The organism is Streptomyces sp. NBRC 110028, assembly GCF_001417735.1.
In the GTDB taxonomy this organism is placed as follows: Bacteria; Actinomycetota; Actinomycetes; order Streptomycetales; family Streptomycetaceae; genus Streptomyces.
In genome coordinates this window covers 51,167-76,338 of the sequence record NZ_BBUZ01000041.1, presented here as the reverse complement: position 1 = coordinate 76,338, position 25,172 = coordinate 51,167, and the positions used below count along the sequence as shown (strand labels likewise).

The following is a 25,172-nucleotide window of genomic DNA, read 5'->3' as shown; positions in this document are numbered from 1 at the left end:
TGCGAAAGGAACCCACCGTGTCAGCATTCAGCCGGCTGTTCCGGCGCCTGCGCGCCTCGACCGCCGTGCTCGCGGGCCTCCTCCTGACCGCCGGCGGCATCGTGGGCACGGCCGCCGCGCCGGCCCAGGCCGCGACCTCCGTCACGATCAACGGCGCCTCCGGCGGCCGGACCTTCGACGGCGTCGGCGCGATCAGCGGCGGGGGCGGCAACAGCAGACTCCTGATCGACTATCCCGAGCCCCAGCGCGGCCAGGTCCTCGACTACCTGTTCAAACCCGGCTACGGCGCCTCCCTGCAAATCCTCAAGGCGGAGGTCGGGGGTGACACCAACTCCACCTCGGGTGCCGAGCCCAGCCACCAGCACACCCGGTCCGACCTGAACTGCGACCGCGGCTACGAGTGGTGGCTCATGGAGCAGGCCAAGGCGCGCAACCCGGACATCAAGCTGTACGGGCTCGCCTGGGGAGCGCCCGGCTGGATCGGCGGCGGGAACTTCTGGTCCACCGACATGACCAACTACCTGCTCTCCTGGCTGGGCTGCGCCAAGCAGCACGGGCTGAGCATCGACTACCTCGGCGGGTGGAACGAGCGAGGCTACAACATCTCGTGGTACGAGCAGTTGCGCAGCGCGCTCAACAGCAACGGCTACGGCAACGTCAAGATCGTCGCGGCTGACTCGGACTGGAACGTGGCGAACGACGTCAACTCCAACCCGGCGTTCGCCGCCGCGGTGAGCGTCATCGGCACGCACTACCCCTGCGGCTACCGGTCGTCCCAGTCCAACTGCTCGGTGCCGGCGGCCGCCACGTCGTCCGGCAAGACACTGTGGGCGAGCGAGAACGGCTCGGACGACTACAACGGGGGAGCGCAGGCCGTGGCCCGCGGCATCAACCGCGGATACATCGACGGCCGGATGACCGCGTACCTCAACTGGCCGGTGGTCGCCGCCGTCACACCCAACATCCCGTACCCCACCATGGGGCTCGCGCTGGCCTCGCAGCCCTGGTCCGGCCACTACGCGATCGGCAAGAACGCCTGGGTGATGGCACAGACCAGCCAGTTCACCGCCCCGGGGTGGCACTACCTCGACGCCTCCAGCGGCTACATCGGCGGCAACCGGAACAACGGCAGCTACGTCTCACTCAAGTCCACGAACAACTCCGACTACTCCACGGTCATCGAGACGATGGACGCCGGCGGCGCCCAGACGCTGGACTTCAACGTCACCGGCGGGCTCTCCACCAAGACCGTCCACGTGTGGTCGACCGACGTGCGCTCCGGCAACCCGGCCGACTACTTCGTGCACACCACGGACATCACCCCGTCCGGCAGCGGCTTCAGCCTCACCGTCCAGCCCGGCCGCGTGTACACCCTGACCACCACGACCGGCCAGGGCAAGGGCACCGCCACCGCCCCCGCCCAGGGCAAGCTGAAGCTGCCGTACAGCGACTCCTTCGGCAGCTACGCCACCGGCGCCGAGGCGAAGTACCTCATGGACTGGCAGGGCGCCTTCGAGGCGGTGGGCTGCGGTGGTGGCCGCAACGGCAAGTGCGTGCGCCAGATGAGCCCGCAGAAGCCGATCACCTGGGACGCGCTGACCGATCCGCACGCCCTGCTCGGTGACGTGAGCTGGGGCGACTACACCGTCTCCTCGGACGTGCTGCTCGAACAGCCCGGATACGTCGAGTTGATCGGCCGCGCGGGCGGGCACGACTACGACCGCACCGGAGGACTGAACGCCTACCACCTGCGGGTGAGCGACACCGGGGCCTGGTCGATCCTGAACACGAACACAGGCGGCGGCGTCTCCACCCTGGCCCGCGGCACGAGCGCAGGCTTGGGTACCAACCGGTGGCACACCCTGGGCCTCACCTTCTCCGGCACCACCATCACCGCCGTCATCGACGGTGCCACGGTCGGTTCCGTGAACGACCGCACCTGGGCGAGCGGGCAGATCGGCTACGGGACCGGCCAGGGCGAGACGGCGCAGTTCGACAACCTGTCCATCACCCCCGGCAGCGGCGGGAACGACGGCGGCACGACCGGCACGATCGTCGGGGCCGGCTCCGGCCGGTGCGTGGACGTGCCGAACCAGTCGCAGACGGCCGGCACCCAGGTGGAGCTGTGGGACTGCAACGGCGGCAGCAACCAGCAGTGGACGGACACCTCGTCCGGTGAGCTGCGGGTCTACGGCAGTTACTGCCTGGACGCGGCGGGCCAGGGCACCAGCCCCGGCACCAAGGTCGACATCTGGGACTGCAACGGCGGCGGCAACCAGAAATGGACGCTCCACGCCGACGGCACGATCACCGGTGTCCAGTCCGGTCTGTGCCTGGACGCCACCGGCGCGGGAACGGCCAACGGAACCCTGCTGCGGCTGTGGACCTGCGATGGCGGCAGCAACCAGAAGTGGACGCGCGACTGATCCGGTGACCGGCCGGCGATCACCGACTCCCGCATCACCTCCGTCATCTCCCCCGAGAGGCCCCCATGTCTCCCTCTTCCCTGCCGGTCAGCCGGCGCCGGCTGCTGACGGCGGCCGGCGCGGCCACGGCCTTCGGCCTGTTGCGGTTCGCCCCCGAGGCCGCCGCGACCGAAGGTCCCGGAAGCTACACCGCGAGCTGGTCCTCCGTGGACCAGCACCCCCCGGCCCCGGCCTGGTTCCAGGACGCCAAGTTCGGCATCTACTACCACTGGGGCGTCTTCAGCGTTCCCGCGTTCGGGAACGAGTGGTATCCGCGCAACATGTACATCGGCGGCTCCGCCGAGAACCGGCACCACATCGCCACCTACGGCGACCCCTCGGCATGGCCGTACAACAACTTCATCGACGGCGCCCGCGACAAGGCCGGCAACCACGTGCAGTTCGCCCCCAAACCGGTCTCCGAGGGCGGCAAGTGGGATCCGGACGCCTGGGCGCGGCTGTTCAAGGCCGCGGGTGCCAGGTTCGCCGGCCCGGTCGCCGAGCACCACGACGGCTTCTCCATGTGGGACAGCCGCTCCAACCCGTGGAACTCGGTCCGGCACGGCCCCGGACTCGACCTCGTGGCGCTGCACGCGCGGGCCATCCGCGGGCAGGGGCTGAAGTTCATGGCCGCGCTGCACCACGCCTATCACTTCAACGGCTACTACGACCACGTGCCGTCCCAGTCGGACCCGGCGCTGCGCATCCTCTACGGCCAACAGGGCTCGGCCGCGGAGAACAAGCTCTGGTACGACAAGCTGATCGAGGTCATCGACGGCTACCAGCCGGACCTGCTCTGGCAGGACTTCGACCTGAACCTGGTGCAGGAGTCCTACCGGCTCCAGTTCCTCGCGCACTACTACAACCAGGCGGTCTCGTGGAACAAGGACGTGGCCGCGACCTACAAGGACGGCCTCAACAACAAGGGTGAGGTCTTCGACTTCGAACGCGGCGGCCCGGCGGGGCTGCTCACCCCCTACTGGCTGACCGACGACAGCATCTCCTCCTCCAGCTGGTGCTACACGGTGGGCATCGGCTACTACTCGACGCAGGCACTGCTCCACTCGCTGATCGACCGGGTCAGCAAGGGCGGCAGCATGCTGCTGAACATCGCTCCGATGGCCGACGGCACCATCCCCTCCGGGCAGCAGTCCATCCTGCTCGCCATGGGCGACTGGCTCGGCCGTTTCGGAGAGGCGGTGTACGCCACCCGCTCCTGGGCCAGTTACGGCGAGGGGCCCACCAAGATGGGCGGAGGCTCGTTCAGCGGGCCGGTGGCCGGCAAACCGCAGGACATCCGGTTCACCCGCAGCCGGGACAACAAGGTCCTCTACGCCACCGCGCTGGGCTGGCAGGGCGCCACCACGACCATCACGACGCTGAACTCGAACCAGATCAACCTCAGCAGCCTGACGGGCGCGCAACTGCTGAACAACACGGCCGGCACCTACATCGACCTTCCCGCACCCACCCAGGACGCCTCCGGCCTGCACCTCACCATGCCCTCGGCCAATCCGCCGTTCAGCGCCCTGGCGTACACGGTCAAGCTCACCTTCTCCGGCGAGATCCCCGTCCTGGGCGCGCCGGGGGGCTCCACCACCTGGGTGAAGATCGCCAACGTGACCAGCGGACTGGCGCTCGACAGCGGGGGCAACGTCGCCTCCGGCTCCAACCTGAAGCAGTGGAACTACGACGGCAGCGCCAATCTCCAGTGGCAGCTGATCGACCTCGGCAACGGCTACTACCGCATCATGAACCGCACCAACGGCATGGCCGCCGACAGCTGGGGCAATGCCGCCAACGGCGCTCCCGCCCGGCAGGAGGCGTGGAACGGGGGCGACAACCAGCAGTGGCGGCTGGTCAGCCTCGGCGACAACCGCTACCAGATCGTCAACCGGGGCACCGGCACCGCCCTCGACGGCAGCGGCAGCACCACGGTCGGCGCGACCACGGTGATGTGGACACCGAACTCCAGCACCAACAACGAATGGACCATCACCGGGGCCTGAGCGGCCACAGCGGCAAGCTTTCGGAAGAAGGAGCACATGAAACCCAAACGCCTCTTCATGTCCATCGCGGCTGCGGTACTCCTCGTCCTGGCGGCCCCGGGCACCTCCTTCGGCAGCGGCCTCGGCGCGCCCGCGCCGGCCACGACCGCCGGCGCCGTCCGGGCGACCGCCGGCTGCGGCAAGGCCCCGGCGCTGACGAGTGGTACGCACACGATGCAGGTCGGCGGCCAGACCCGCAGTTACATACTGCGGATCCCCGCCGGCTACGACAGTGACCACCCCTACCGACTGATCTTCGGTTTCCACTGGCGGGGCGGCACGGCGGGCGACGTCGACTCGGGCGGAACGGACGGGTACAACTGGTCCTACTACGGTCTGCGGCGCCTGGCGGACGCGAACAACGGCACGATCTTCGTCGCGCCCCAGGGCAACGGCAACGGCTGGGCCAACCCCGGTGGCCAGGACGTGGCCTTCGTCGACGCCATGGTCGGCCAGATCGAGGCAGGTCTGTGCGTCGACACCACCCAGTTGTTCTCGGCCGGATTCAGCTACGGCGCTGCGATGTCGTACGCCCTGGCCTGCTCCCGGGCGACGGTCTTCCGCGCGGTCGCGGTCTACTCCGGCGCGAACCTCAGCGGGTGCGACGGGGGCAACCAGCCCATCGCCTACATGGGTCTGCACGGCCTCAGGGACAACGTGCTGCCCATCGCGTCGGGACGGCAACTGCGCGACACCTTCGTCCGGACGAACGGCTGTACCCCGCAGAACCCGCCCGAGCCGTCCTACGGAAGCCTGACCCACATCATCACCACCTACTCCGGATGCAGGTCCGGATACCCCGTCGTCTGGGCCGCGTTCGACGGAGCGGGCCACGACCCCGGTCCCATAGACGGTTCCACCGGTGGCGGCTGGCGCACCTGGACGTCGGCAGCGGTATGGCAGTTCTTCACACAGTTCGGCTCGGATCCGCCGGCGCCCTCCGGCAACCAGGAGATCGTCGGCCGGCAGTCGGGGCGCTGCCTCGACATCAACAACTCCACCACGGCCAACGGCACGCAGGCACAACTGTGGGACTGCAACGGCGGCTCCAACCAACGGTGGACCCACAGCGCCGGGAAGGAGCTGGTGGTCTACGGCAACAAGTGCCTGGGCACCTCAGGCCAGACGGGCCCCGGCGCCCCGGCGACGATCTGGGACTGCGGCGGGCAGGCAGATCAGCAGTGGAACATCAATCCCGACGGCACGATCACAGCGGTGCAGTCGGGGCTCTGCCTGGACGCCAATGGCCAGGGGACCGCCAACGGGACGAAAGTCCAGCTGTGGAGTTGCACGGGCGGCGCGAACCAGTCCTGGCGCCTGGAGGGCTGAAACACCGGCCGGGCACGGGCCAGGGGGTGTCGTGTGGCGTGTGCCCTGGCGCGGCCGGTTGACCGGGGCACTCAAGCCGGTACCGGCCCGGCTTTCCGTGGCCACGGAAAGCCTCATTCGGCGTGCGGTGGCGCCGCTACGGGGCGGGGCGGAGCGTCGTGGGCCGCGGACAGGTAGGTGAGGTTGGCCCGGCGGGCGGTGGTGATCCACCACAGTGCGCCGACAGCCGTGGACAGGACACCGGTGGCTATGCCGACCGACTGGATGTCGACGGCGGCCAGGAGGCCACTGATCAGGGCGAGGGAGAGCTGGGACACCGCGTTGTAGGTCGTCATGTGGAGGCTGGTGACCCGTCCGCGAAGGGATTCGGGCACGGTCTCCAGGAGAATGGTGGTGTCCAGCGCGATGATCACCCCGCTCGCCAGCCGCATGACGCCGAAGAGCACCAGGCCCAGGACGACGTTTCCGGCGGCGAACATCAGGGCCCAGAACACGCCCTGGGCGATGTACGCCAGGGCGTAGCCCGGCAGGTGGCCGGCTCGCCGGAGGCGGGCGGCGCACCAGCTGCCGATCACCACCGCGGTCCCGTCCACCACGTAGAAGAGCCCGAGCCCCCCGCTTCCGCTGTGCAGTTCGTTGAGTGCCAGTCCTGCGATGAGGACGTTGAACCCACCGCTGATCAGGCCCCAGGCCATGCCGACCCAGATGATGGACCGGGCCAGGGGGTAGCGGTCCACGAGCGTCACGCCCTCGCGTGCGTCCCGCAGCAGCGAACGGGCCCCGGGCTCGGCGGGAGCGGTCCCGGGCTCGGCGGGAGTGGTCCCGGTGGAGGTGGGGTACCGGGCGATGAGGGTGCCGATGGCGGCACAGGTCTGGGCGGCGAGCGCCAGCAGGACGGTCAGGTCCGGGTTCCAGGCCGTCAGCACGCCGCCGGTGGCGGCGCCGATGACCGTCATGAGGCCCTGCACCGAGCCGATGGTCGCGTTGACGGCGGTGTACTGGCTCGGCTCCACCAGCCGGTAGAGCCACACCTGCCGGGCCGGCTGCCATAACGCGTTGCCGATCGTCAGCAGCGCGTAGAGGGCCGCGACGGTGGCCGGGCCGTGGTGGAACATGAGGAGGAGGGCCGCCAAACACGTGACCTGGGTGGCCATGGAGAGCAGCGAGAGCGTGCGGGCGTTGTATCGGTCGGCGAGGCTTCCGGCCAGCGGCATGAGCAGCAACGACGGCAGGATGCCGGCGAGTTCCACCATTGCCAGGGTGGAGGTCGAGTACTGCTCGAGGATACGTACGAAGATCACGATGCGGATGACCCAGGTAGCGCCGGAATCGAAGACCGTCGCACTCCACAGCAGGGCGACATCGCGAGAAGCGAGGGACTTTCCCGCAGGCCGGCGGAGCCTGCCTGTCACGTTACCGATGCGAAGACCTCCAGGAATCGGCCGGTGGCGGCGGGAGCGCGGCCCGCCCCGGCGCCATGACCGGCGTACGGGCGGAAGGCCCCATCATCCCACCCGGGGCGCCGCGGCGGTACGGAGCCGGGGCCGCCCGGCACGGTCGCCCGGGGCGGTGCCCTCCGCCCCGGAGTCCCGGGCGGGCAGCCATCTGCCGTTCCGTTCACCGAACGCCTCGCCGGAGCCGTCCTGCCGGTAGACCACCTCGCCCCGCCGGACGGTCGCCTCGACGGCGCCGAGGAGTTCGCCGCCCTGGTACGCCGACCAGTCGTTCTTGGTGTGAATGCGCCCGGGGGTCATCGTCCACGGTGCCTCGGGATCCACGATGACCAGGTCGGCGTCCTTGCCGACCTCGATGCTGCCCTTCCGGTCGGCGAGTCCGAACAGCCGGGCCGGAGCCAGCGCGAGGCGTTCCGCGACGATGGCCATCAAAGTCTCCGTGGCCTCCTGCGGCCAGCGGCTCCGCAGCCCCTTCCACACGGTGCCGAACAGCTCCTGCACCCCGGGCAGACCCGGTGGCACATCCGGGACGGGGCGGGCCTTCTCCGCCACCGTATGCGGTGAGTGGTCACTGCCCACGGTGGCTGCCTCGCCCGTGCGGACCGCCTCCCACAACCGGTCCCGGTCGGCCTCGTCCCGGATCGCCGGACGGAGCCTGATCCGCGGTCCGAGGCGCCCGATGTCGGCGTCCACGAACGTCAGATGGTGTCCGGTGACCTCGAAGGTGATCGGAATGCCGGTGCTCGCCGCCGCCGCGAGCAGATCGGTCTCCTCCCGGGTGGACACGTGGACCACATGGGTTCGTACACCGAACTCGGCTGCCAGATTGATGAGTTGGGCGGTCGCCACGATGCCGCCGGTCCGTGGCCGATGACGTTCGTACTCGCTGTACCGCGCGGGCGGCGCCTGCCGCCGGTCGAGAAGGCCGAAGACGGCATCGTCCTCCGCGTGGAAGAGCAAGGTGACACCTGTGTCCGAGGCGATGGTGAAGATCCGCCGCAGGGTGCGGAGGTCGCGGACCACGGTCGGTGTGGTGTGGTGGCTGCTGAGGAAGACCTTGAAGGAGTCGGCCTCGGCCCGGTCCCAGTCGCGCATCGCCTCCACGCGCGAGGGATCGACCCCGGCGTGGAATCGGTAATCCACCAGGCTCCGCCCCTCGATCAGCCGCCGGCGGGTGGCCAGCTCCTCCGGTGTGATCAGCGGCGGAACCGTGTTGGGCATGTCGATGACGGTGGTGACCCCGCCGGCGACCGCGGCCATGGACCCCGTCCGCCACTCTTCCTTGTGGGTGAGACCGGGGGTGCGGAAGTGGACGTGCGAGTCGATGAGCCCCGGCAGGACAAGGCGTCCGGAGGCGTCCAGCGTCGACTTCGCCGCGGGCACCTCCACGCGGGCCGCCGACGGGAGGAGCGCCGCGATCCGGCCGTCCAGTACGGCGACGTCCGCGGGGCGGGCCCCGTCCGGGGTCACGATCGTGCCGCCCCGCAGGAGAAGGTCGTAGAGCTGTGGTGATCGCACGGGCACTCCGTTCACGGCTTGGACGGCTCGGGCACCGCGTAGTTGCGCGCGCCCGCTTCCGGCAGGTCGAGGGAGGTGACGAGACGGACCGACTTCGGTGACACGCTCACCTCCACCAGCCGGCCGGCGGCTGTGGTGGCCCGGACCTGCGTACGCCCGGCGGCGGTGCGCACGGTGAGCCGCCCGCTCGTGTCCACCCCGGCCAGCCGGTGCGGGATGGTGCCCTCCTGGGCGGCTGCGGTCGCCAGGCAGGTCGCCCCGGTGAGGGCGAGCGTCGGATGCCAGGAGGGCACCGATATGGCCCGCGCGGCGAGGACTCCGGGTCCGGCCGGCAGCAGGGCCGCCACCTTGGGGAAGCACAGAGAGTCCCAGCCGAGCCGGTGAGCCACCAGCTCGCGCGTCCGCGTCAGCGCCCGGAACAGCGGTGCCCCGGCCGCGAACAGCGCCGCCTCGTCGGGGATGTCCAGCTCCCGTGCGTCGACGAAGACATAGGGGTTGCCGAGCGAGACGAGCGAATAGGGGATCTCGAGCCCCCCGGAGCGCAGCACGCTCACCGTCTCGCCCAGCAGCAGGGTGCCCGCCAGCGGGGTCGGCGCGGTGCGCCGGAAACCGACGGTGAAGGTGACGCGGTCCCCGGCCGGGGTGATGTCCAAAGGCTCGCACACCACCGTGTCGTCGTTGGTGAGGACCCGCACCCGCACCCGTACGCCCGGCCGGAGCCATGGCACCATGCCCATCTGGCTCACCGCGAGCACCGAACTCAGGATCGAATGCCCGCAACTGCCCCCGAACTCGAACCGGGGGACGGCGCCGGGCACCACCTGGACGAAGCGGTACGCGAGATCGCATCCGGGGTCGGCGGGCGGCGCCACCAGCGCGATCTTCAGGACATGAGCGGCCCCGCGTTCGCACAGCGCGCGGTGGACACCGGTGAGGATCCAGGAGAGCGTCTCCTCGTCCTCGGGCCAGGCGATCGGCGACGGCAGCACCAGGGTGGGGCAGGGGCTGCCCTGGGCGTGGGCGATGTAGGCACGCATCACGCCACCTGTTCCCTGGGGCGCGGAGCCGGGACGGGCTCGCTCTCCTGCCTCCGCCAGAGTTCGAAGACCATGAGCGACCAGATGGCGAGCGCCGATCCGGCGTCGGGTGCGAGGGCCTGCCGGCGCAGCAAGGCGGTGACACCGCCGGGGTCGAGCGCTCCGCCGGTCCGCAGCTCCGCCGGTGCCAGCACCTCCTGGGCGTGGGCGAACAGCGCGGTGCCCGGGGCGAGCATCGCCGTGATGGGCAGGGTGAACGGCTGTTTGGGCCGGTTCCGTACGCGCTCGGGCACCACCCCCCGGGCCGCGGCGTGCAGCACGCGTTTACCCTGGCCCCGGTGCACCTTGAGCGAGGCCGGCAGCCGGCGCGCCGCCGCCACGAGGGAGCGCTGGCAGAACGGCGGTCGCACTTCGATCGCGCTGGCCATGCTCAGGTGATCGACGCGGCGCAGGTGGTACGCGGGCATCCGCAGGCCGATCTCCACGTCGGTCATGGCCGCGAGGCGGTCGCCCTCCCGTCCGCGCACCCGCTCCAGCAGCTCCTCCTCGGCGGTGTGGATCTCCCGCAGCAGATCCCGGTAGTCCGGCCGGTACAGCCGCGTACGCAGCGGGGACGGCACGGCGGCCAGGGCGCGGACGTACTCAGCGCCCCAGTCGCCTTGGGCCGAGACCCCCTCGGTGACCCGTGCGTAGCCGCCGAACAGCTCGTCCGCCGCGTCGCCGGTGAGCGCCACCGTGAAGCCCGCGTCCCGCACGGCCTCGAAGAGCGCGTAGGTGCTGACGGTGATGGGGTCGGCGTTCGGCTGTCCCAGGTGGCGCAGGACCTTCGGCAGCAGATCGGGTATGTGCGCGGGGTCGAGTTCGACCTCGTGCAGCCGGACGCCCCGCGCCGTGGCCACGGCGCGCGCGTGGGTGGACTCGTCGGCGGGCCAGGAGCCCCGGTAGCGGATGTGGAAGGCGTGCAGGTCGTCCACCACCTCCGTGAGCAGCCCGGTGACGAGGGAGGAGTCGAGCCCGCCGCTGAGGACGGCGGCCACCGGGACGTCCGCCACGGCGAGCCGGTGGACTTCCGTGCGGAGCAGGTCGCGCACCGCGCCGGCGGCTCGCTCCGGCCCGGCCGCGTCCGGCCCGGGTGAGGGAGCTGCCGGGGCGCGGGGGTGCCACCGCATCCGGCCGCGCGCGGTGACCGTCACCGTCCGCGCGGGCTCCAGCGCCGTGATGTCCTCGTAGACGCAGCGGGTGCCGAGCGGGGTCTTCGTCGTCAGGAAGGTGTCCAGCGCGTCGGGAGCGTGCCGGGCACCCGCGCCCGAGAGATACCGCAGGGCAGCGATCTCGGAGGCGAAGGAGACGCCACCGTGCCGGTCACGGTGGTAGTAAAGGGGTTTGACGCCGGTGTCGTCGGTGGCGAGCACCAGTCGCGGCTCGCCCCGCAGATCCATCACGGCGATGGCGTACATGCCGTCCAGATGGTCGGCGAAGGAGGTGCCGTACCGGTGGTAGAGGGCGGGGAGCACCGCGCCGTCGCAGGGGTCGTCGATGGGGTATCCGTGCCTGGCGAGCCGCTCGCGCAACTCCCGGTGGTTGTAGATCTCGCCGTTGAACACCACCCGGATCGGACCGAGGGCGTAGGGCTGCGCACCGTGCCGGGGAGCCATCACCGCCAGCCGGGTGGCCCCCAGGGCCCAGCCGGGGCCGTGGTCGAGGAAGTGTCCGTCCGGCCCGCCGTGGTGCAGGAGGGCGCCCGTGTGTGCCAGGCGCGTCGGTGGTACGTCACGGTTGATGTATCCATAGACGCGGCACATGTTCACCTTCGCATGTCTCGGGGGGGCGTGGCATGACGCGGCAGGCGGGCAAGGCGGGCGGTCCGGTGCGGCCCGTCAGCCCGGCCCGCGGAAGGTCCTCAGCCCCTTGACCACCTGCGCCCGCCATTCGTGAAGGTCCTGCTCCGTGACCGGCCCGGCGGGGTTGCGGAGGATGGCGTCGCTCGGCAGCGCGGCCCGTTCGGACCCGGTCTGCCGGTAGCGCTCGCGGTGAACCATCAAGTCGGAACGGAGACGCGGCCGGGCGGCCGGTGTCGTAGCGGCCCATCCGATGCACACGCCGAACAGCGGCGTGACGCCGGGCGGCAGCGCGAACACCTCCGCCACCCGGTCCGGTGACCGGCGCACCGCCCCGATCATGACGGTCCCGAGCCCCAGCGAATCCGCCGCGAGCGACAGGCACATGCCCACCATCGAGGCGTCGATGGTGGCGGACAGGGCGGCGTCCGCCGACCACTCGCCGAGCGGCACCCCGTAGTTGTCGCCCTTCTCCGGCAGGGCCGCGAGGTCACAGCAGACGAGGACGAAGGCGGCGCACTGCCGTACGAAGTCCTTGCCCAGGATCTCGGCGAGTTCCTTCCTGCGGCCCTCGTCGACCAGGGTCACCAGGGAGTAGGACTGGAAGTTGAAGGAGGTCGGCGCCCGGAGGGCCGTGTCGAGCAGGGCGTCCAGTACGTGCGGCTCCAGACGCTCTCCGGTGAAGTTCCGGACGCTCGACCGACGCCGGAGCAACTCCAGAACACTGGATGTGGGGGCGGCTGCTCGCCGCACGGAGGCGGTCAACGGCGGATCTCCCTTCTCGGTGACCGGCCGGGGTGGAAGAGTGGTCCGTGCCGCGGTGCGGCACGGACCACTCGACTCATCACTCGTCCGGCACACCGTCAGGGACGTGCCCGGTGGTCAGCCGACGAGCGCGCACCACCGGTCAGGCGTTGCCGGTGAACTTGACCACGATGGTGCCCGGCCCGGTCTTGCGGCCGCGCCCGGTGGCCTCGACGGCGGGAGCCGCGACGGCGCGGGTCTCGGTGGAACCGGTGAACTTCACGACGATGGTGCCAGGGCCGGCGCTACGACGCTTCTGCATGACAGCCTCCACATTGGTGAGATCCAACCCGGCGCTTGACGACGGGTCATGACATCGGTGTCCGTCACCCGTGAGCTCGGCGGCGGACACCCCCGCTGGCTAACGCCCACCCGGACGGGTGAGCTCACCAGCAAGCTCAGGGGGTACGACGAGGTGCACGATGCCTTCCCGGTGCAGCTCGGCCACCTCCGAGAACAACGTCTCGTAGGTGTAGGCCGGCAGCCGTCCCGCGAGTTCCAGCACACTCGCCGGTGCCTCGCTGATCGAGCCGATCAGCGGTTCCTCCGCCAGGTCGAAGACCTGGCAGCGTTTGTGCGTGTCCCAGATGCGCTGCACGAGGACCTTCCGGGCTCCCGGGGTGGTGACCTGGGTGACCGTGTCCGGGTCGTCGAGGAGGGGCAGCACGTTGTACCGGAAGGACAGCACCTCGTAGGGCCGCCGCAGAACGACCCGGTAGTTCCCGCGCACGGTCACCGCCCCGGGCGGATCGGCGTGCGCGGGCCCCTGTTCCTTGGGGGACTCGGCGACCGTGGTGATGGCGGAGCACAGCCGGCACAGGTCCACCAGGTAGGGCGGCAGCCGGTGATCGACGATGAACGCCACCACGAATGCCTCGAACCGGCGGATCTCCGCGCGCCGTTGCCACCAGCCGTGCCGGTGCTCGTCGTCGAAGCGGCGGTAGAGCGCGGGGACGTCGCAGTGGGGCGCCAGATGGTCGAAGAGCAGCGCGAAGACGGAGCTGAGCCGGTCGAACCGCTCACGCCGGACCGTTTCCGCCACCTTGGTGAGGTCGTCCAGCTTGATCTGCTCGATGAGTCCGCGCTCCTCCTCGGTGAGTTCCCTCCCATCGAGTACGGATGTCAGCTCGCCGCCGTCGCAGCGGCGGCGGACGTCGCTGTCCCGCACGTACTCGGCGAGGAAGGTCTGCACCTCGCGCAGGCTCATGACGCCACCGCCACTTCGGTATCGGCCCCGAGCAGCTCGCGCGCCCAGTCCAGGGCGTCACGCAGCTCCTCCGGCCGGGCGTGGGACGGGGTGCCCGCATCCTCGATCTCGAAGATCACCGAGACCGGTTTGAACGAGGGTTCGCGGAAGAGCTGTTCCAGGGTGCTGTTGGCCCAGCGCTGTTCCTCCCGCCGCCAGTCGAGACCGAGCCCGGGGTCGTTCAGCTCCTCCGCCCGCCCCAGGGGGAGATGCACCTGCCACACGTGGTCCAGGGGGATCGCGGCCAGTTCCCGTTCGCGGTCCATGGAGACGAACCGCTCGGCGATGATGAAATTCGACAGGCTCAGCAGGATTCCCACATCGGCGCCGAGAGCGATGTCCCGGACCTGCTCGCAGATGGAGCGCGGGCCGACCTGGTTGTAGACCTGTGACTGGTTCTCGATGGTGAGCGGACATCCCGGGGCGCCTTCGAGGGCCCGCAGATTGTCGATGAACCGCTCGGTCTGCTCGTCGGTGCCGAACGGCTGCAGAAAGGTGCCGGAGTACCGCTCACCGGTGCCCATCATGCCGACGTGTTCGCCGATGTACTGGCAGTTGGCCAGCTCGGCCATGCGCCGGAGCTTGGTGATCGTCCGCTCGTCGGGGCGGTCCACACACCCGATCATGTATTCGTAGCAGTGGAGCGTGGAGGGCGGGTCGCCCAGACTGCGGTTCACCTCCGCCACGTATTCGACGTCCGAGCCGAAATGGGTCGCCAGATACTCGATCATGTCGATCCGGCCGCCGCACTCGACCAGGGCGCGGTACATGTCGGCGAACCTCGGGGCGCAGTGATAGAGGAAACCTGCCCCGATCGGGTCCGGTTTGGTATGCCGCCGCGCCGGGGCTTCGATGAGATCCGTCACGCGCTTGCCTCCAGATCTGCTCGGTCCTTCACACCAGGTCGTCCGCGATACGCCGCAGACACAACTCGTTTCCCGGTCCCATCAGCGCGGTCGCCTGGGCGTCGCGGAGGTGGCGCTCCAGCCCGTACTCCATGAGGAAGCCGCGGGAACCCACCACATGCGTGAGGTTTCTGGTGAGGTCCTCGGCCACCGTGGTGGCCGCCACCTTGAGCTTGCTGGAGGCCGCGTACGCGTCATCCGGCGCCGCCGCGATACCGCTCACCAGACGGGCGGCGTAGGCGTAGACGCTCTCCAGAGCCACTGTCGTCGCGGCCAGGCGGTGCGCACGGCTCTCGGAGAGGAGGACCGGCGTCGGTTCGGCGGCCTGCTCCCGCACCATCTCCAGGGCCCGGCCGAGCGCGGACGACGCGATGCCAAGCGCCAGCAGGGCGGGGTTCAGCGGGGTTTCGTGGTTGGCGCGCATCAGCTGCCGGGCCTCTCCCACGCCGCCGATCACGGCGTTCGGCGCCACCGGGACGCGGGAGAGGGTGACCGTCCCCGTACTGGTGCCGCGCAGGCCCAGCATCGGATAGATCTCCCGGCCCACCCCCGCGTGGTCCGCGTCCACCCGGACGAAGGTGGGGCCGTGGCCGTCGTCGGTGGAGGCGTTCACGAGCACGTCTATCACCGAGGCGGAGTCCAAGCCGGTGCAGTACGTCTTGGTACCGTCGACGAACAGCGCGTCCGCCCGGCCCGCCAGGGACGTTCTGACATCCGACTTGCTCTTCGACGGGCCGGGTTCGGTCCACGCGCTGGCCGCGATCCGCTCACCGGCGGCCATCGCGGGGAGGTCCCTCTTCTGCTGGAGTTCGTCGCCGTATCGCACGGTGCGATGCACGACCTGGTAGTGGAACATGAGGATGGCGGCCGTGGACGCACACGCCCGTGCCGTCCGTTCCACGGCCAGGGCGGCCATGGCGTTCCCGAGGCCGAGCCCTCCGTGCGATACGGGGATCTGCACCCCGAAGGCACCGATGTCCCGCAGCGCCTTGAGCGATTCCTCCGGGGCCCTGCGCTCCTGGTCCACGGAGGCCGCGTGCCGGGCCACCGTCTCCGAGCACACCCCGTCCAGGGCCTCCAGCCATCGTCTCGCGTTCTCGCCGGACCGCTCCAGGCAGGCCAGGACGAAATCTTCTCGGGTGGCGGGCAGATGCAACTCCGACGTGTACATGCGGCTCTTTCCTGACGAAGAAGGAGCGAACCTGGAATTCAGCGGGACATTCTGTGCAGGCGGCGCCTTTCGGAAGTGACGGGGTCCGGGGAACCAGCTCCCCGGGGGCCCGTCGGCTTCTGTTTCACAGTCTGCGCCGTGTCCCTTTCCGGAACCTTGCCCGCTCGCTGGAGGATTCCTTGCGATCCGCTTGCAGCCGGTCGCAAGCCCGCGGGGTCCGTGCCCCTCCGGGCCGGAAAGCACCTGGTCCGGCCGCTACCCGAGCCGCGCCGCCCGCGCGTGCAACCGGTCGCGGTCGTCCGGGGCGAGTTCGCCGAGCAGGGTCTCCCGGACGAAAACGGAGGTGAAGGAGAACACCCCTGGCCGCTTGGCGTCGGCCGTGAGCAGATGGCCCCGCACCGCGCTGTCCACGGCGGCCGCGAAGTCCTCGCCGTCGTCCAGGACCGCCTTGACCACGTCGAGGTCGACCTCGGCGCCGAGGACGGCGCACACCTCCAGCACCCGTCTCGTCCGCGCGGGCAGTGCCGCCAGCCGACGGCTCAGCCGCGTGTGGAGATCGGGCGGTACTTCGGTGAGCAGCGCACTGACCGCGTCGTGGTCGTGCAGGGACTTCGTCGTTCCGAGCATCGACAGCAGCTGGAGGAGCAGATACGGATTGCCCTGGGTGCGCCGGTGCAGCGCGCGGACCACCTGGGTGTCGACACCAGTCCCCACCTGGGCGGCGATGAGGTCCTCGGTGGCCTGCTCGGACAGCCCCTGGAGCCGCATCGTCCGGGTCCCCGGATCGCTGAGGATGTCGCTCAGCTTCCCGCTCAGATCCTCGCCGCGGACCGGTTCCTCGCGGCCGTAGGCGTCGCTGATCGTCACCAGAACGCTCAGCCGGCTGCCGTACAGCCTGGCTCTGAGCAGCCTGAGCAGATCCAGGGACGGACCGTCGGAGAGATGCAGATTCTCCAGGACGAGCACCAGCGGCCGTTCGGCGGCCAGGGCGGTGAGAGTGACGCACACCGCGTCCTGGAGCAGGAAGCGTGTCCGGGAGGGCTGGGGACCGGAAGGCGGTTCGAGGAGCGCCAAATTGGGCGACTCGGCATAGCTCGCGGTGGCTTCGCGGAAGCTCTTGCGGCGGGAGAGCGCCAGCTGGCGGAGGATCTGGGACCACATCCAGTGGGCGGGAACGCCCTCCCCCGGATCGGACTGGGCGCAGATGACTTCCTGCCCCATCTCTCCCAACCGGGCCACGAGTTCCGCGATGAGCCGGGTCTTGCCGACACCCATGTCTCCGACCACGGCCATCAGATGCCCCGCCCCCTGCAGAGCGTCGTCGGTGAGCCTCAGCAGAGCGGCGAGTTCACGCTCGCGGCCGACGAACGACGGCGCTTCCCCCGGCCGCGCCGCCGTCGGCACCTCGTCCGGAGGCGCCGGGGACCGTCTCTCCGAGCCGTCCCGCAAGCTGTTCCGGGAGCTGTCATCGCCGCCGAGGTGGCCCACGGGGTGGCCGAGGTGGCCCACGGGGTGGCCGAGGTGGCCCACGGGGTGGCCGAGGTGGACGACGGGGGGTCCGGCCTCCGCGCCGGAGTAGTGCGATGGCACGGTCAGTTCATGGCGGAGGATACGGGTGTGCACGCGCTGGAGTTCGGCGTCGGCGTCCACCCCGAGCTCCTCGGCCAGGCAAGCGCGGGTGCGCTCATAGAGCTGAAGCGCCTCGGCCTGCCTGCCCAGCTCGTACAGGGCGGTCATCAGATGGCCGATGAGACGCTCGCGCATCGGATGACGGCGAGCCTCCGGGCCGAGCCGGGCCACCACCGCGTCCGGCTGCCCCAGGGCCAGGCATACCTCCGCGTACGACTCGACCGCCGTCAGCCGCTGTTGCTCCAGCCGGGAGCTCTCCTCGGCGAGAGGTTCGTAGGAGGTCAGGCCCAAGAAGGGGCTGCCGCGCCACAGCCCCAGCGCGGCCGTGAGCAGATCGTGGGCCGGCCGGAGGAGGTGCTCGCCCGCGTACCGCCGGGCCTGTGCGATCAGACTCTCGAAGCGATGGGCGTCGACGTACTCGGGGTCCAGCGCGAGGACGTATCCGGGCGACTGAAAGCGCAGCAGCCGCGCGCCCTCCGCGCCGGAGTCAGGGGCGAGTGAGCGGCGTAAGTGGGAGACATAGGTCTGGAGGGTGGCGGCGGGCCGGCGTGGCGGGGCCCCGCTCCACAGCTCCTCCGCCAGCTGGTCGGTGGGGACCACCTGTCCGAGCCGGATGAGCAGCAGGCCCAGCAGCGCCTGGTGCCTCGGCGGCCCGAGCGGCGTTTCCCGGCCCTCGCGGCGCCGGGTCATGGGGCCCAATACCTGCAATTCCAGGCCCCGGCGGGCGTCGGGGCCTGGTCCGTCCTGGGCACGCGCGCTCGTTTTCCGGCTCTGCCGCGAACTTTGCATGGTTCTTCCCTCCTGCGATCGGCATTCTTCGCGCTCGCTTACCCAGCGCGCAGGGGATGCGGCCATGGCAACGCCCCGAAACAATGCGAGGAACGGTTTTCGGGAAATCGGTGCGCACAACACAAAGACCACCGCGGGCATGCGGAAAGGAGCGATGTGCATTGCGCGCCGATATGTCACCTGGTCATGCGTGTGACGCCGGATAATTCCCGTGGGGAATTCCGGGCGAACGCCACCCCCGTTGATGCAGCGATCAGATCGGCCGCGGGCGGGGTGTCAGGTTCTGAGCAGCTCACCGGGCCGGGTGGCGGTACAGGCGGTCTCATGCAGTGCTCTGGCGCACCGGACACAGGGACACGGCCTTCGCCGGAGGGCGGAGCCGCCACAGGGAGCGTACGCGAGTGATGGGCGCTGTGACGCGCGCAGGAGTAACAGGAGTAAGACGGTACGCACGGAGACGGTCACTCCTTTGCATCGCACCGGAGGACGACTGAACCCAGTGGTGCCTGCCGGTTCCGAGCGATTTTGAGGACTGCGCTTTCGACTAGTATTTGCGCCGGGACAGGATGTGTAAAGAGCGGCCCCAGTGAGTGCGAGAATCCCTAGTCTTGGCGTCTTCCCTACCGGCCCGTTGTCGTGTAAAAAGCAGTCGGGCGATCCGGTCGGGGCCGACGGAATGAGCCCTGGGAGCGGAGAAGCCGCAGGTCGGCTCGGACTGCCCGCGAGTCACCGCCCTGCGGAGCCGGGTCGGAGGGCCACGTCGGCGCCGCACCGCGCTGTTCGGAAACGTGCTGCTTCAGCACGTAGGCGGTCTGGCGGCACCGGCGGGCGCCCTGAGATCATGCCCCGCCGATGGTCTCGCCGTGCTTCGGTGCCCACGTAATGAGCTTGTAGGCTCGCCGGTCATGCGCATGCTCGTGGTGGAAGACGATCCCGACCTCGGCCCGGCGATAGCAGCAGGACTCCGGAAGGTGGGATGCGCAGTCGATCGGGCGGAGTGCCTTGAGGAGGCCGATCTCAAGGCGTCGGTCAACACCTACGACTGCGTGATCGCCGACCGTGGGCTGCCCGACGGTGATGCTCTCGCTCTGATCAAAAGGTGGCGCACCGCCGGCAGGGCATTACCCGTACTGGTACTCACCGCTTGGGGAACCGTCGACGACCGGGTGTCGGGCTTCGAGCACGGTGCCGACGATTACCTCGTCAAGCCGTTCGCCATGGCTGAGCTGACCGCGCGGGTGCGCGCCCTGTGCCGGCGCGGTCAGGCGCCACGGCTGCCGGAGCTCGCCGTCGGCGATCTGACGTTGGATCTGCCGAGTCGACGGGTGCGTCGCGCCGGTGTACTGCTGACGCTGACCGCGAAGGAGTTCGCCGTGCTCGAAGCGCTGATGCTGCGAGCCGGAGAGGTGCTCACTCGTAGCGAGCTGATCGAAAGCTGCTGGGACGAGATGAGCGACCCCATGTCGAATGTGGTCGACGTCGTGATAGGGCAGCTGCGCCGAAAGCTTGGGCCTCCTGATCTCATCACCGCCCTCCGAGGCGTCGGATACCACATCGGTGGATCGGCGTGACCAACGACCGTCCCGCCGCCGCCAGGCTGCGACGGATGCGATGGACACTGACGCTGGTGTACGCGGCCGTGAGTGCCGCTTGCCTCATCACGCTGGTGTTCATCGCCGCCTCCATCGATGCCCGGTCCGCATCCCGCAGTCTGGACGCGCAGGTGAGTGCACGTGCGACGGCATTGTCCCGAGCCGTCTGGATGGACCACGGGGTGCTGCACCTCGAACCGTTGTCAGAAGACGATCTCGCGAAGGCATCGACCGTGACCGCGGTACTCCGGCGCGTGGGCACAGGTCCCGTCGAGGTCCGTTGGGTGCGGCCCTCCCATGCCGTGCTGCCGCACGCGTCCGGACTCGACGCTCTGTGGACATCCACGGTCCAAGAACAGGGGACGGTCTTGGCGACGAAGGTGGGAGCTGACGGCAGAAAGCTGCGCTGGGCGGCCGCGCCGGTCTGGAACACTGACGACATCGGAGCTGTCGTACTCACCGCGGTGGAGTTGGCTCCCGAGGAGCGAAGTCACGCCGAACTGGTCCGATGGCTCACAGCAGGCTGCGCCGTTCTGGTGTTCGCCTCGGCCGGCACCGGGCACTTGCTGTCCGGACGGAGCATGCGCCCGGCCCTTCTCGCGTTGGACCAGCAGGAGCAGTTCTTGGCCGAGGCGGCCCACGAACTGCGTACTCCGCTCGCCACTCTGCGCCTGACCATGGAGAACAGCGACACCGCAACGCCACGCGCGGCCTCGGCGATGCCTGACGCGGTCCGGTTGGTCGACCACTTGGACCGCGTGGTGGCCGGGCTGCTCAGCCGGGCCCGCATCGAGGCGGGAAGCCGGCAGCTGGAACTCACACCCCTGCGGTTGGACCAGCTGGTCGAGCAGGTGGTGGACGAACTCCCGGACACGAACGCGGACATCATGCTGCGGACCGAGGCAACCATCGTGCTCGGCGATCCTGACCTCCTGGCACAGGCGGTGCGCAATCTCATAGCGAACGCCCTGCGCCATGGTGCGGCGGCCGATGGGCCGCCACCGGTGGATGTGCATGTCGCGGCGGGCAGAGTCTCGGTTCGGGACTGGGGGCCGGGGATCGCCCCGGCTGAGCGCGAGAGGATCTTCGGCGACCGCGTGACGGGTGGCCGCGGCGGCATCGGCGTCGGCCTTCCCATCGTCCGCTGGGTTGCCGAGTTGCACGGTGGAAGGGCTGGTGCGGTCCAGTCGCCGGGAGACGGAGCGCTCGTGGAACTTGTGCTCCCCCAGCACTCCCCCTCCTGACCGCCTCATCGTCCCCTCATGGACCGGTCGGCATTCTGAGAGCGTGAAGAGACACCTCATGCGGTGGTATGCCACCCCTCATCCGCAGCGGTCCTCGGAGAGCACACGGTCCCGCCGCTCCATCACGGGCGTCGTGGCGATGGTGCTGATGATGACGCTCACCGCACTCGCCACCGCGTGTTCCAGCTCAGAACGGGACCGGAGGGCCGAGTTGGCGGCCGGCTCTCAGACCTCCGCTCCGGCGCAGATCCCGGGCGAGGGGCCTCTCGTCCCCGCCCGCGGAGCGCTTCTCGGCCATTTCTACGGTGCGGGCACGATGACCGAGACCGACGCGCGCATAGGGCGGAGCCCAGCCGTCCATCTCACTTACTACAACTGGGCGGACGACTGGGCCCGTTCCTCGACCACGCGTGCGGATTTCGCTGCCGGTCGCATCCCGCTGGTCAATTGGGAACCGTTCGACGTCGACTTCGACGACATCATCAGCGGAAAGCTGGACACGACGATCCGAAAGCGCGCCGACGGGGCCAAGGCGCTCGGCAAGAAATTCTTCCTCGACTTCGCGGCCGAGATGAACGAGGGGGAGGGCTGGGGCGGGCACGACCCGGCGAAATACATCGCCGCGTACCGCCACATCCATGACATCTTCGAGGGGCGAGGCGCCACAAACGTCGTCTGGGCGTGGTGCCCGAACGTCACCGACAGCCCCGACGCCCCGGAGACCATGGCCTACTACCCCGGCGACCGATACGTCGACTGGACCGGTGTCGACGGATACAACTGGGGCACGTCCGACCCGGACTTCGAGTGGCAGAGCTTCGGTGACCTCTTCGCCGACGTCTACGCCAAGCTCGCCAAGAAGGGCAAGCCCATCATCATCGGCGAAATGGCGTCCGATGAGGTCGGGGGCAGCAAAGCGTCCTGGATCGACGGCGTCGTCCCGACACTGAAGACCAAGTTTCCGTTGATCAAGGCGCTCGTGTGGTTCGACGTCGACAAGGAACGCCACTGGCAGATCAACTCCTCGCCGTCGTCGCTTGCGTCCTACGCGCGCATGGCGAAGGACCCTTACCTCAATCCATGATCTCCTCCGACGCGGTCCATCCGCTGTGAACCCGCGGCCATGGCTGTTCGGAGCGGCACGCAGAGGACAGAGCGGGAATGAGATCGACGTCCTCCGGGCGGCCGGCCGAGTGATCTTCACCATCAGCCACCACGCCCGGTCCCCGAGGCCGGTGCGGGCTCGGCCTCCCGCCGAGCCCGCACCGGCCGGCTCCAGACCGGAGCCGGACTCGTGCCACGCCGTCAGCGCTGCAGAGTCAGCAGACCCGGACGGTAGGGCAGGAGTCCGTAGTCGCCGCCGGAGTTGGGGCTGCGCCCCTGGTAGAGCAACTGCAGATGGCAGGGATCGACGGTCATGGTCTGATCGGGGCTGGTGCGGATCAGTTCGCCATGGCTGATGTCGTTGGTCCAGGTGGCGCCGCTGTTGGCCTTGCCGGCGAAGGGATTGCTCTCGGTCGCGGCCTGGGGTGTCCATGAGCCGTTCAGACTGGTGGCCGTGAACGAGCGGAAGTAGCGGCCCTTCGAGCCGATCGCCTCGACGATCATGAGGTAGCGGTTCTGGTCCTGGAGCTTGTAGACCTGCGGGGCTTCGAACAGGTTGTTCGTCGTATCGCTCATGACCACGGTCGAGTTCGAGCCGAAGCTGCCCGGGAAGTTCCCGATCGGCATGCTGGCCCGGTAGATCTTGCCGTTGTCACCGGCGAAGAACAGGTACATGTTCGTCCCGTCGGCGATGAGCGTCTGGTCGATGGGTCCCGTTCCGGAGCCGGCGATGCTTCCGGAGAAGAGCACCTGCTGCGATGACCAGCCATTCGGGTTGGTGGGGTCGCTCGACGTCCGGTAGGAGAAGGCGGTCCCACCCCATTGGTAGGCGAGCACCCAGATGTTCTTCGGCGCGAAGTAGAAGAGCGTGGGCGCCACGGTGGAGGCCGACATCGTGTTCTGGCCGGCCGAGGCCATCTCCGACCAGTTGGTGAACGGGCTGAAGTTCATCGAACCCCATCTCGTCCCCGTGTCGTGCGTCGTCGCGTAGACGAGTTGCTTGCCGTTGTAGGGGACGACAGTGAAGTCCTTGAGCGAGACCCACCCCGACTTGGGCTGGGCCAGCGCGCCCGTTGATGTCCAGCGGTAGGTCGACGGAAGATCGCACGCGCTGAGGTTGTCGCCGCTGGCATACGAGGCGTCGGGGTCCACGGTCGCCGCGCCTGCGGGCTGGTGGGCGCCGAGGAAGGTGGACACGAGCAGCAGGGGCGCGAGCGCGGCGAGTAAGCGTTTTGGGCGGGCTTGGGGCAGATGGCGAAACCACATCAGCGGGCCTCCTTGAGGGGGCGGGGGTGAGGTGTCCCTGATGAACCGCGGAGCGGACGTGCCGGGGGGATTTCCGGAACATTTCGGAGAAGTTCCGGATGCTCTGACGCCACAAGCTAGGAATGTGGGGTCCTCTGGTCAAGGCCTGGCGCCGATCTGTCCACAAACAGCGCCTCCCTCGGGGCTTGGCGAGCAGTGTCCGCACCCGCACGCTCGCCCCGCACCCGGCCCTGCGGCATCCGTCGATGGTGGCGCCGGGGTGCGCCGTGCGGCTCACCAGGATTCCGGAAAGTTTCGGAGGAGGAACGGAAACTTCTCCTGCGGGGAGTATTGACGAGACATCGTCAATGCCTCAATCATCCCTGCCTGAGGGGCCGGTCATGGTTCGCGATATCGAACCATGGTGGTGTCGCACGGCAGGTCCCCGCATGGCCGCACCACAGAGCCGCGCACCAAAGCCTGCGCCACCCCGTCACGTTCCGTCTGCCGAGGGGGAGCTGACGACGCATCCCCTGCGCCTTCAGTCCTTCCGTGATTCCTACCTTGGAGGCACAGTCATGGGCTCGTATGCCCTTCCCGAACCCGTTGTCCGCAGGAAGATCCGCGGCCTGCTGGTGGCGCTGGTCGTCGGCGTCGTCGCCGCGCTGGTCGCGCCGCCGACCGCACACGCCGCCGAGAACACGCTCGGCGCCGCGGCGGCGCAGAGCGGCCGCTACTTCGGCACCGCCATCGCCTCGGGCAGGCTGGGCGACTCGGCGTACACGACGATCGCGGGCCGTGAGTTCAACTCGGTGACGGCCGAGAACGAGATGAAGATCGACGCCACCGAACCGCAGCGGGGCCAGTTCAACTTCAGCGCCGGTGACCGCGTCTACAACTGGGCGGTGCAGAACGGCAAGCGGGTGCGCGGCCACACCCTGGCCTGGCACTCCCAGCAGCCCGGCTGGATGCAGAGCCTCAGCGGCAGCGCGCTGCGCCAGGCGATGATCGGCCACATCAATGGCGTGATGGCCCACTACAAGGGCAAGATCGCCCAGTGGGACGTCGTGAACGAGGCCTACGCCGACGGCAATTCGGGAGCCCGGCGCGACTCCAACCTGCAGCGCACGGGCAACGACTGGATCGAGGTCGCCTTCCGCACCGCGCGCGCCGCCGACCCGGCGGCCAAGCTCTGCTACAACGACTACAACATCGAGAACTGGACCTGGGCCAAGACCCAGGCCGTGTACTCCATGGTCCGGGACTTCAAGCAGCGCGGCGTGCCGATCGACTGCGTCGGCTTCCAGTCGCACTTCAACAGCGGAAGCCCCTACAACAGCAACTTCCGCACCACCCTGCAGAACTTCGCCGCCCTCGGCGTCGACGTGGCCATCACCGAACTCGACATCCAGGGCGCCCCGGCCGCGACCTACGCCAACGTGACCAACGACTGTCTGGCGGTCCCGCGCTGCCTCGGCATCACCGTCTGGGGTGTGCGCGACACCGATTCCTGGCGATCGGATCAGACGCCGCTGCTGTTCAACGGTAACGGCAGCAAGAAGCCCGCCTACACCTCCGTCCTCAACGCGCTCAACGGCGGCTCCACCACATCCCCCGCGCATTCCTGACAGATCGAGGGCGCCGGTTCGGGCCGCTGTCTGGACGTGCCCGGCACCAGCACCACCGACGGCCCTCTGATCCAGCTCTCCACCTGCTCGAACGACGGCAACCAGCGCTGGACACGCACCTGATGG

At 69.4% G+C, this 25,172-nt stretch carries 17 protein-coding genes and 1 pseudogene; 7 read left to right on the top strand and 11 right to left on the bottom strand.

The features are described 5' to 3' along the window. The first annotated feature begins 17 nt into the window (after positions 1-17). The 3 genes from ASC60_RS31740 (at position 18) to ASC60_RS31730 (ending at position 5,842) form a co-directional block, all read left to right on the top strand. A complete protein-coding gene (locus tag ASC60_RS31740; RefSeq protein ID WP_055557041.1) occupies positions 18-2,426 on the top strand; it encodes a ricin-type beta-trefoil lectin domain protein in 2,409 nt (802 codons plus the stop codon). Between the two features lie 65 nt (positions 2,427-2,491). Further along, positions 2,492-4,474, top strand: coding sequence for an alpha-L-fucosidase (locus tag ASC60_RS31735; RefSeq protein ID WP_055557039.1), 1,983 nt, complete (start codon positions 2,492-2,494; stop codon positions 4,472-4,474). 57 nt (positions 4,475-4,531) lie between these two features. After that, positions 4,532-5,842 carry a ricin-type beta-trefoil lectin domain protein gene (locus tag ASC60_RS31730; protein ID WP_055557081.1) on the top strand — a complete coding sequence of 437 codons (1,311 nt, stop codon included), beginning with the start codon at positions 4,532-4,534 and terminating at the stop codon, positions 5,840-5,842. A gap of 113 nt (positions 5,843-5,955) precedes the next feature. Here ASC60_RS31730 and ASC60_RS31725 read toward each other — a convergent pair whose 3' ends face one another. From ASC60_RS31725 to ASC60_RS31685, 10 genes are all read right to left on the bottom strand, one after another. Then, on the bottom strand, positions 5,956-7,254 hold the full coding sequence (locus ASC60_RS31725) for an MFS transporter (protein ID WP_159043351.1): 1,299 nt from the start codon (positions 7,252-7,254) through the stop codon (positions 5,956-5,958). A 93-nt stretch (positions 7,255-7,347) separates the two neighbouring features. Further along, positions 7,348-8,814 (bottom strand): dihydroorotase family protein, encoded by a 1,467-nt coding sequence (locus ASC60_RS31720; RefSeq protein ID WP_234357213.1) that lies wholly within the window; start codon positions 8,812-8,814, stop codon positions 7,348-7,350. 11 nt (positions 8,815-8,825) lie between these two features. Continuing rightward, the gene (locus tag ASC60_RS31715; protein WP_055557033.1) at positions 8,826-9,851 is read right to left on the bottom strand and encodes a PrpF domain-containing protein; all 1,026 of its coding nucleotides are present in this window, start codon (positions 9,849-9,851) and stop codon (positions 8,826-8,828) included. Continuing rightward, positions 9,851-11,653, bottom strand: coding sequence for an asparagine synthase (glutamine-hydrolyzing) (asnB, locus tag ASC60_RS31710; RefSeq protein ID WP_055557031.1), 1,803 nt, complete (start codon positions 11,651-11,653; stop codon positions 9,851-9,853). The genes ASC60_RS31715 and asnB overlap by 1 nt, the downstream gene beginning before the upstream one ends. Positions 11,654-11,728: 75 nt before the next feature. Further along, positions 11,729-12,454 carry a nitroreductase family protein gene (locus ASC60_RS31705; RefSeq protein ID WP_159043350.1) on the bottom strand — a complete coding sequence of 242 codons (726 nt, stop codon included), beginning with the start codon at positions 12,452-12,454 and terminating at the stop codon, positions 11,729-11,731. Positions 12,455-12,596: 142 nt separating this feature from the next. Further along, positions 12,597-12,755 carry a hypothetical protein gene (locus ASC60_RS41860; RefSeq protein WP_159043349.1) on the bottom strand — a complete coding sequence of 53 codons (159 nt, stop codon included), beginning with the start codon at positions 12,753-12,755 and terminating at the stop codon, positions 12,597-12,599. Between the two features lie 99 nt (positions 12,756-12,854). Further along, entirely contained in the window at positions 12,855-13,700 is an 846-nt protein-coding gene (locus tag ASC60_RS31700) for a hypothetical protein (RefSeq protein ID WP_055557027.1), read from the bottom strand. Next, positions 13,697-14,605 carry a DUF692 family multinuclear iron-containing protein gene (locus ASC60_RS31695; RefSeq protein WP_055557025.1) on the bottom strand — a complete coding sequence of 303 codons (909 nt, stop codon included), beginning with the start codon at positions 14,603-14,605 and terminating at the stop codon, positions 13,697-13,699. The genes ASC60_RS31700 and ASC60_RS31695 overlap by 4 nt, the downstream gene beginning before the upstream one ends. Before the next feature lie 28 nt (positions 14,606-14,633). Then, positions 14,634-15,815, bottom strand: coding sequence for an acyl-CoA dehydrogenase family protein (locus tag ASC60_RS31690; protein WP_055557023.1), 1,182 nt, complete (start codon positions 15,813-15,815; stop codon positions 14,634-14,636). Positions 15,816-16,070: 255 nt separating this feature from the next. Beyond that, positions 16,071-18,134, bottom strand: coding sequence for a BTAD domain-containing putative transcriptional regulator (locus tag ASC60_RS31685; protein ID WP_055557021.1), 2,064 nt, complete (start codon positions 18,132-18,134; stop codon positions 16,071-16,073). Between the two features lie 1,004 nt (positions 18,135-19,138). Between ASC60_RS31685 and ASC60_RS31680 the strand changes: the two genes are divergently transcribed. The 3 genes from ASC60_RS31680 (at position 19,139) to ASC60_RS31670 (ending at position 22,153) form a co-directional block, all read left to right on the top strand. After that, on the top strand, positions 19,139-19,804 hold the full coding sequence (locus tag ASC60_RS31680) for a response regulator transcription factor (protein WP_055557019.1): 666 nt from the start codon (positions 19,139-19,141) through the stop codon (positions 19,802-19,804). Further along, a complete protein-coding gene (locus ASC60_RS31675) occupies positions 19,801-21,069 on the top strand; it encodes a sensor histidine kinase KdpD (protein WP_234357212.1) in 1,269 nt (422 codons plus the stop codon). Before ASC60_RS31680 ends, ASC60_RS31675 begins: the two co-directional genes overlap by 4 nt. A gap of 139 nt (positions 21,070-21,208) precedes the next feature. Beyond that, positions 21,209-22,153, top strand: a complete 945-nt coding sequence (locus ASC60_RS31670) for a glycoside hydrolase family 26 protein (protein ID WP_199831099.1) — start codon at positions 21,209-21,211, stop codon at positions 22,151-22,153. Between the two features lie 221 nt (positions 22,154-22,374). Here the strand turns inward: ASC60_RS31670 and ASC60_RS31665 are convergent, their stop codons facing one another. Next, entirely contained in the window at positions 22,375-23,439 is a 1,065-nt protein-coding gene (locus ASC60_RS31665) for a non-reducing end alpha-L-arabinofuranosidase family hydrolase (RefSeq protein ID WP_055557017.1), read from the bottom strand. Positions 23,440-23,996: 557 nt separating this feature from the next. Here ASC60_RS31665 and ASC60_RS31660 point away from each other — a divergent pair. Beyond that, a pseudogene (locus tag ASC60_RS31660) lies at positions 23,997-25,166 on the top strand (endo-1,4-beta-xylanase); the annotation flags it as partial. Between the last annotated feature and the right edge of the window lie 6 nt (positions 25,167-25,172).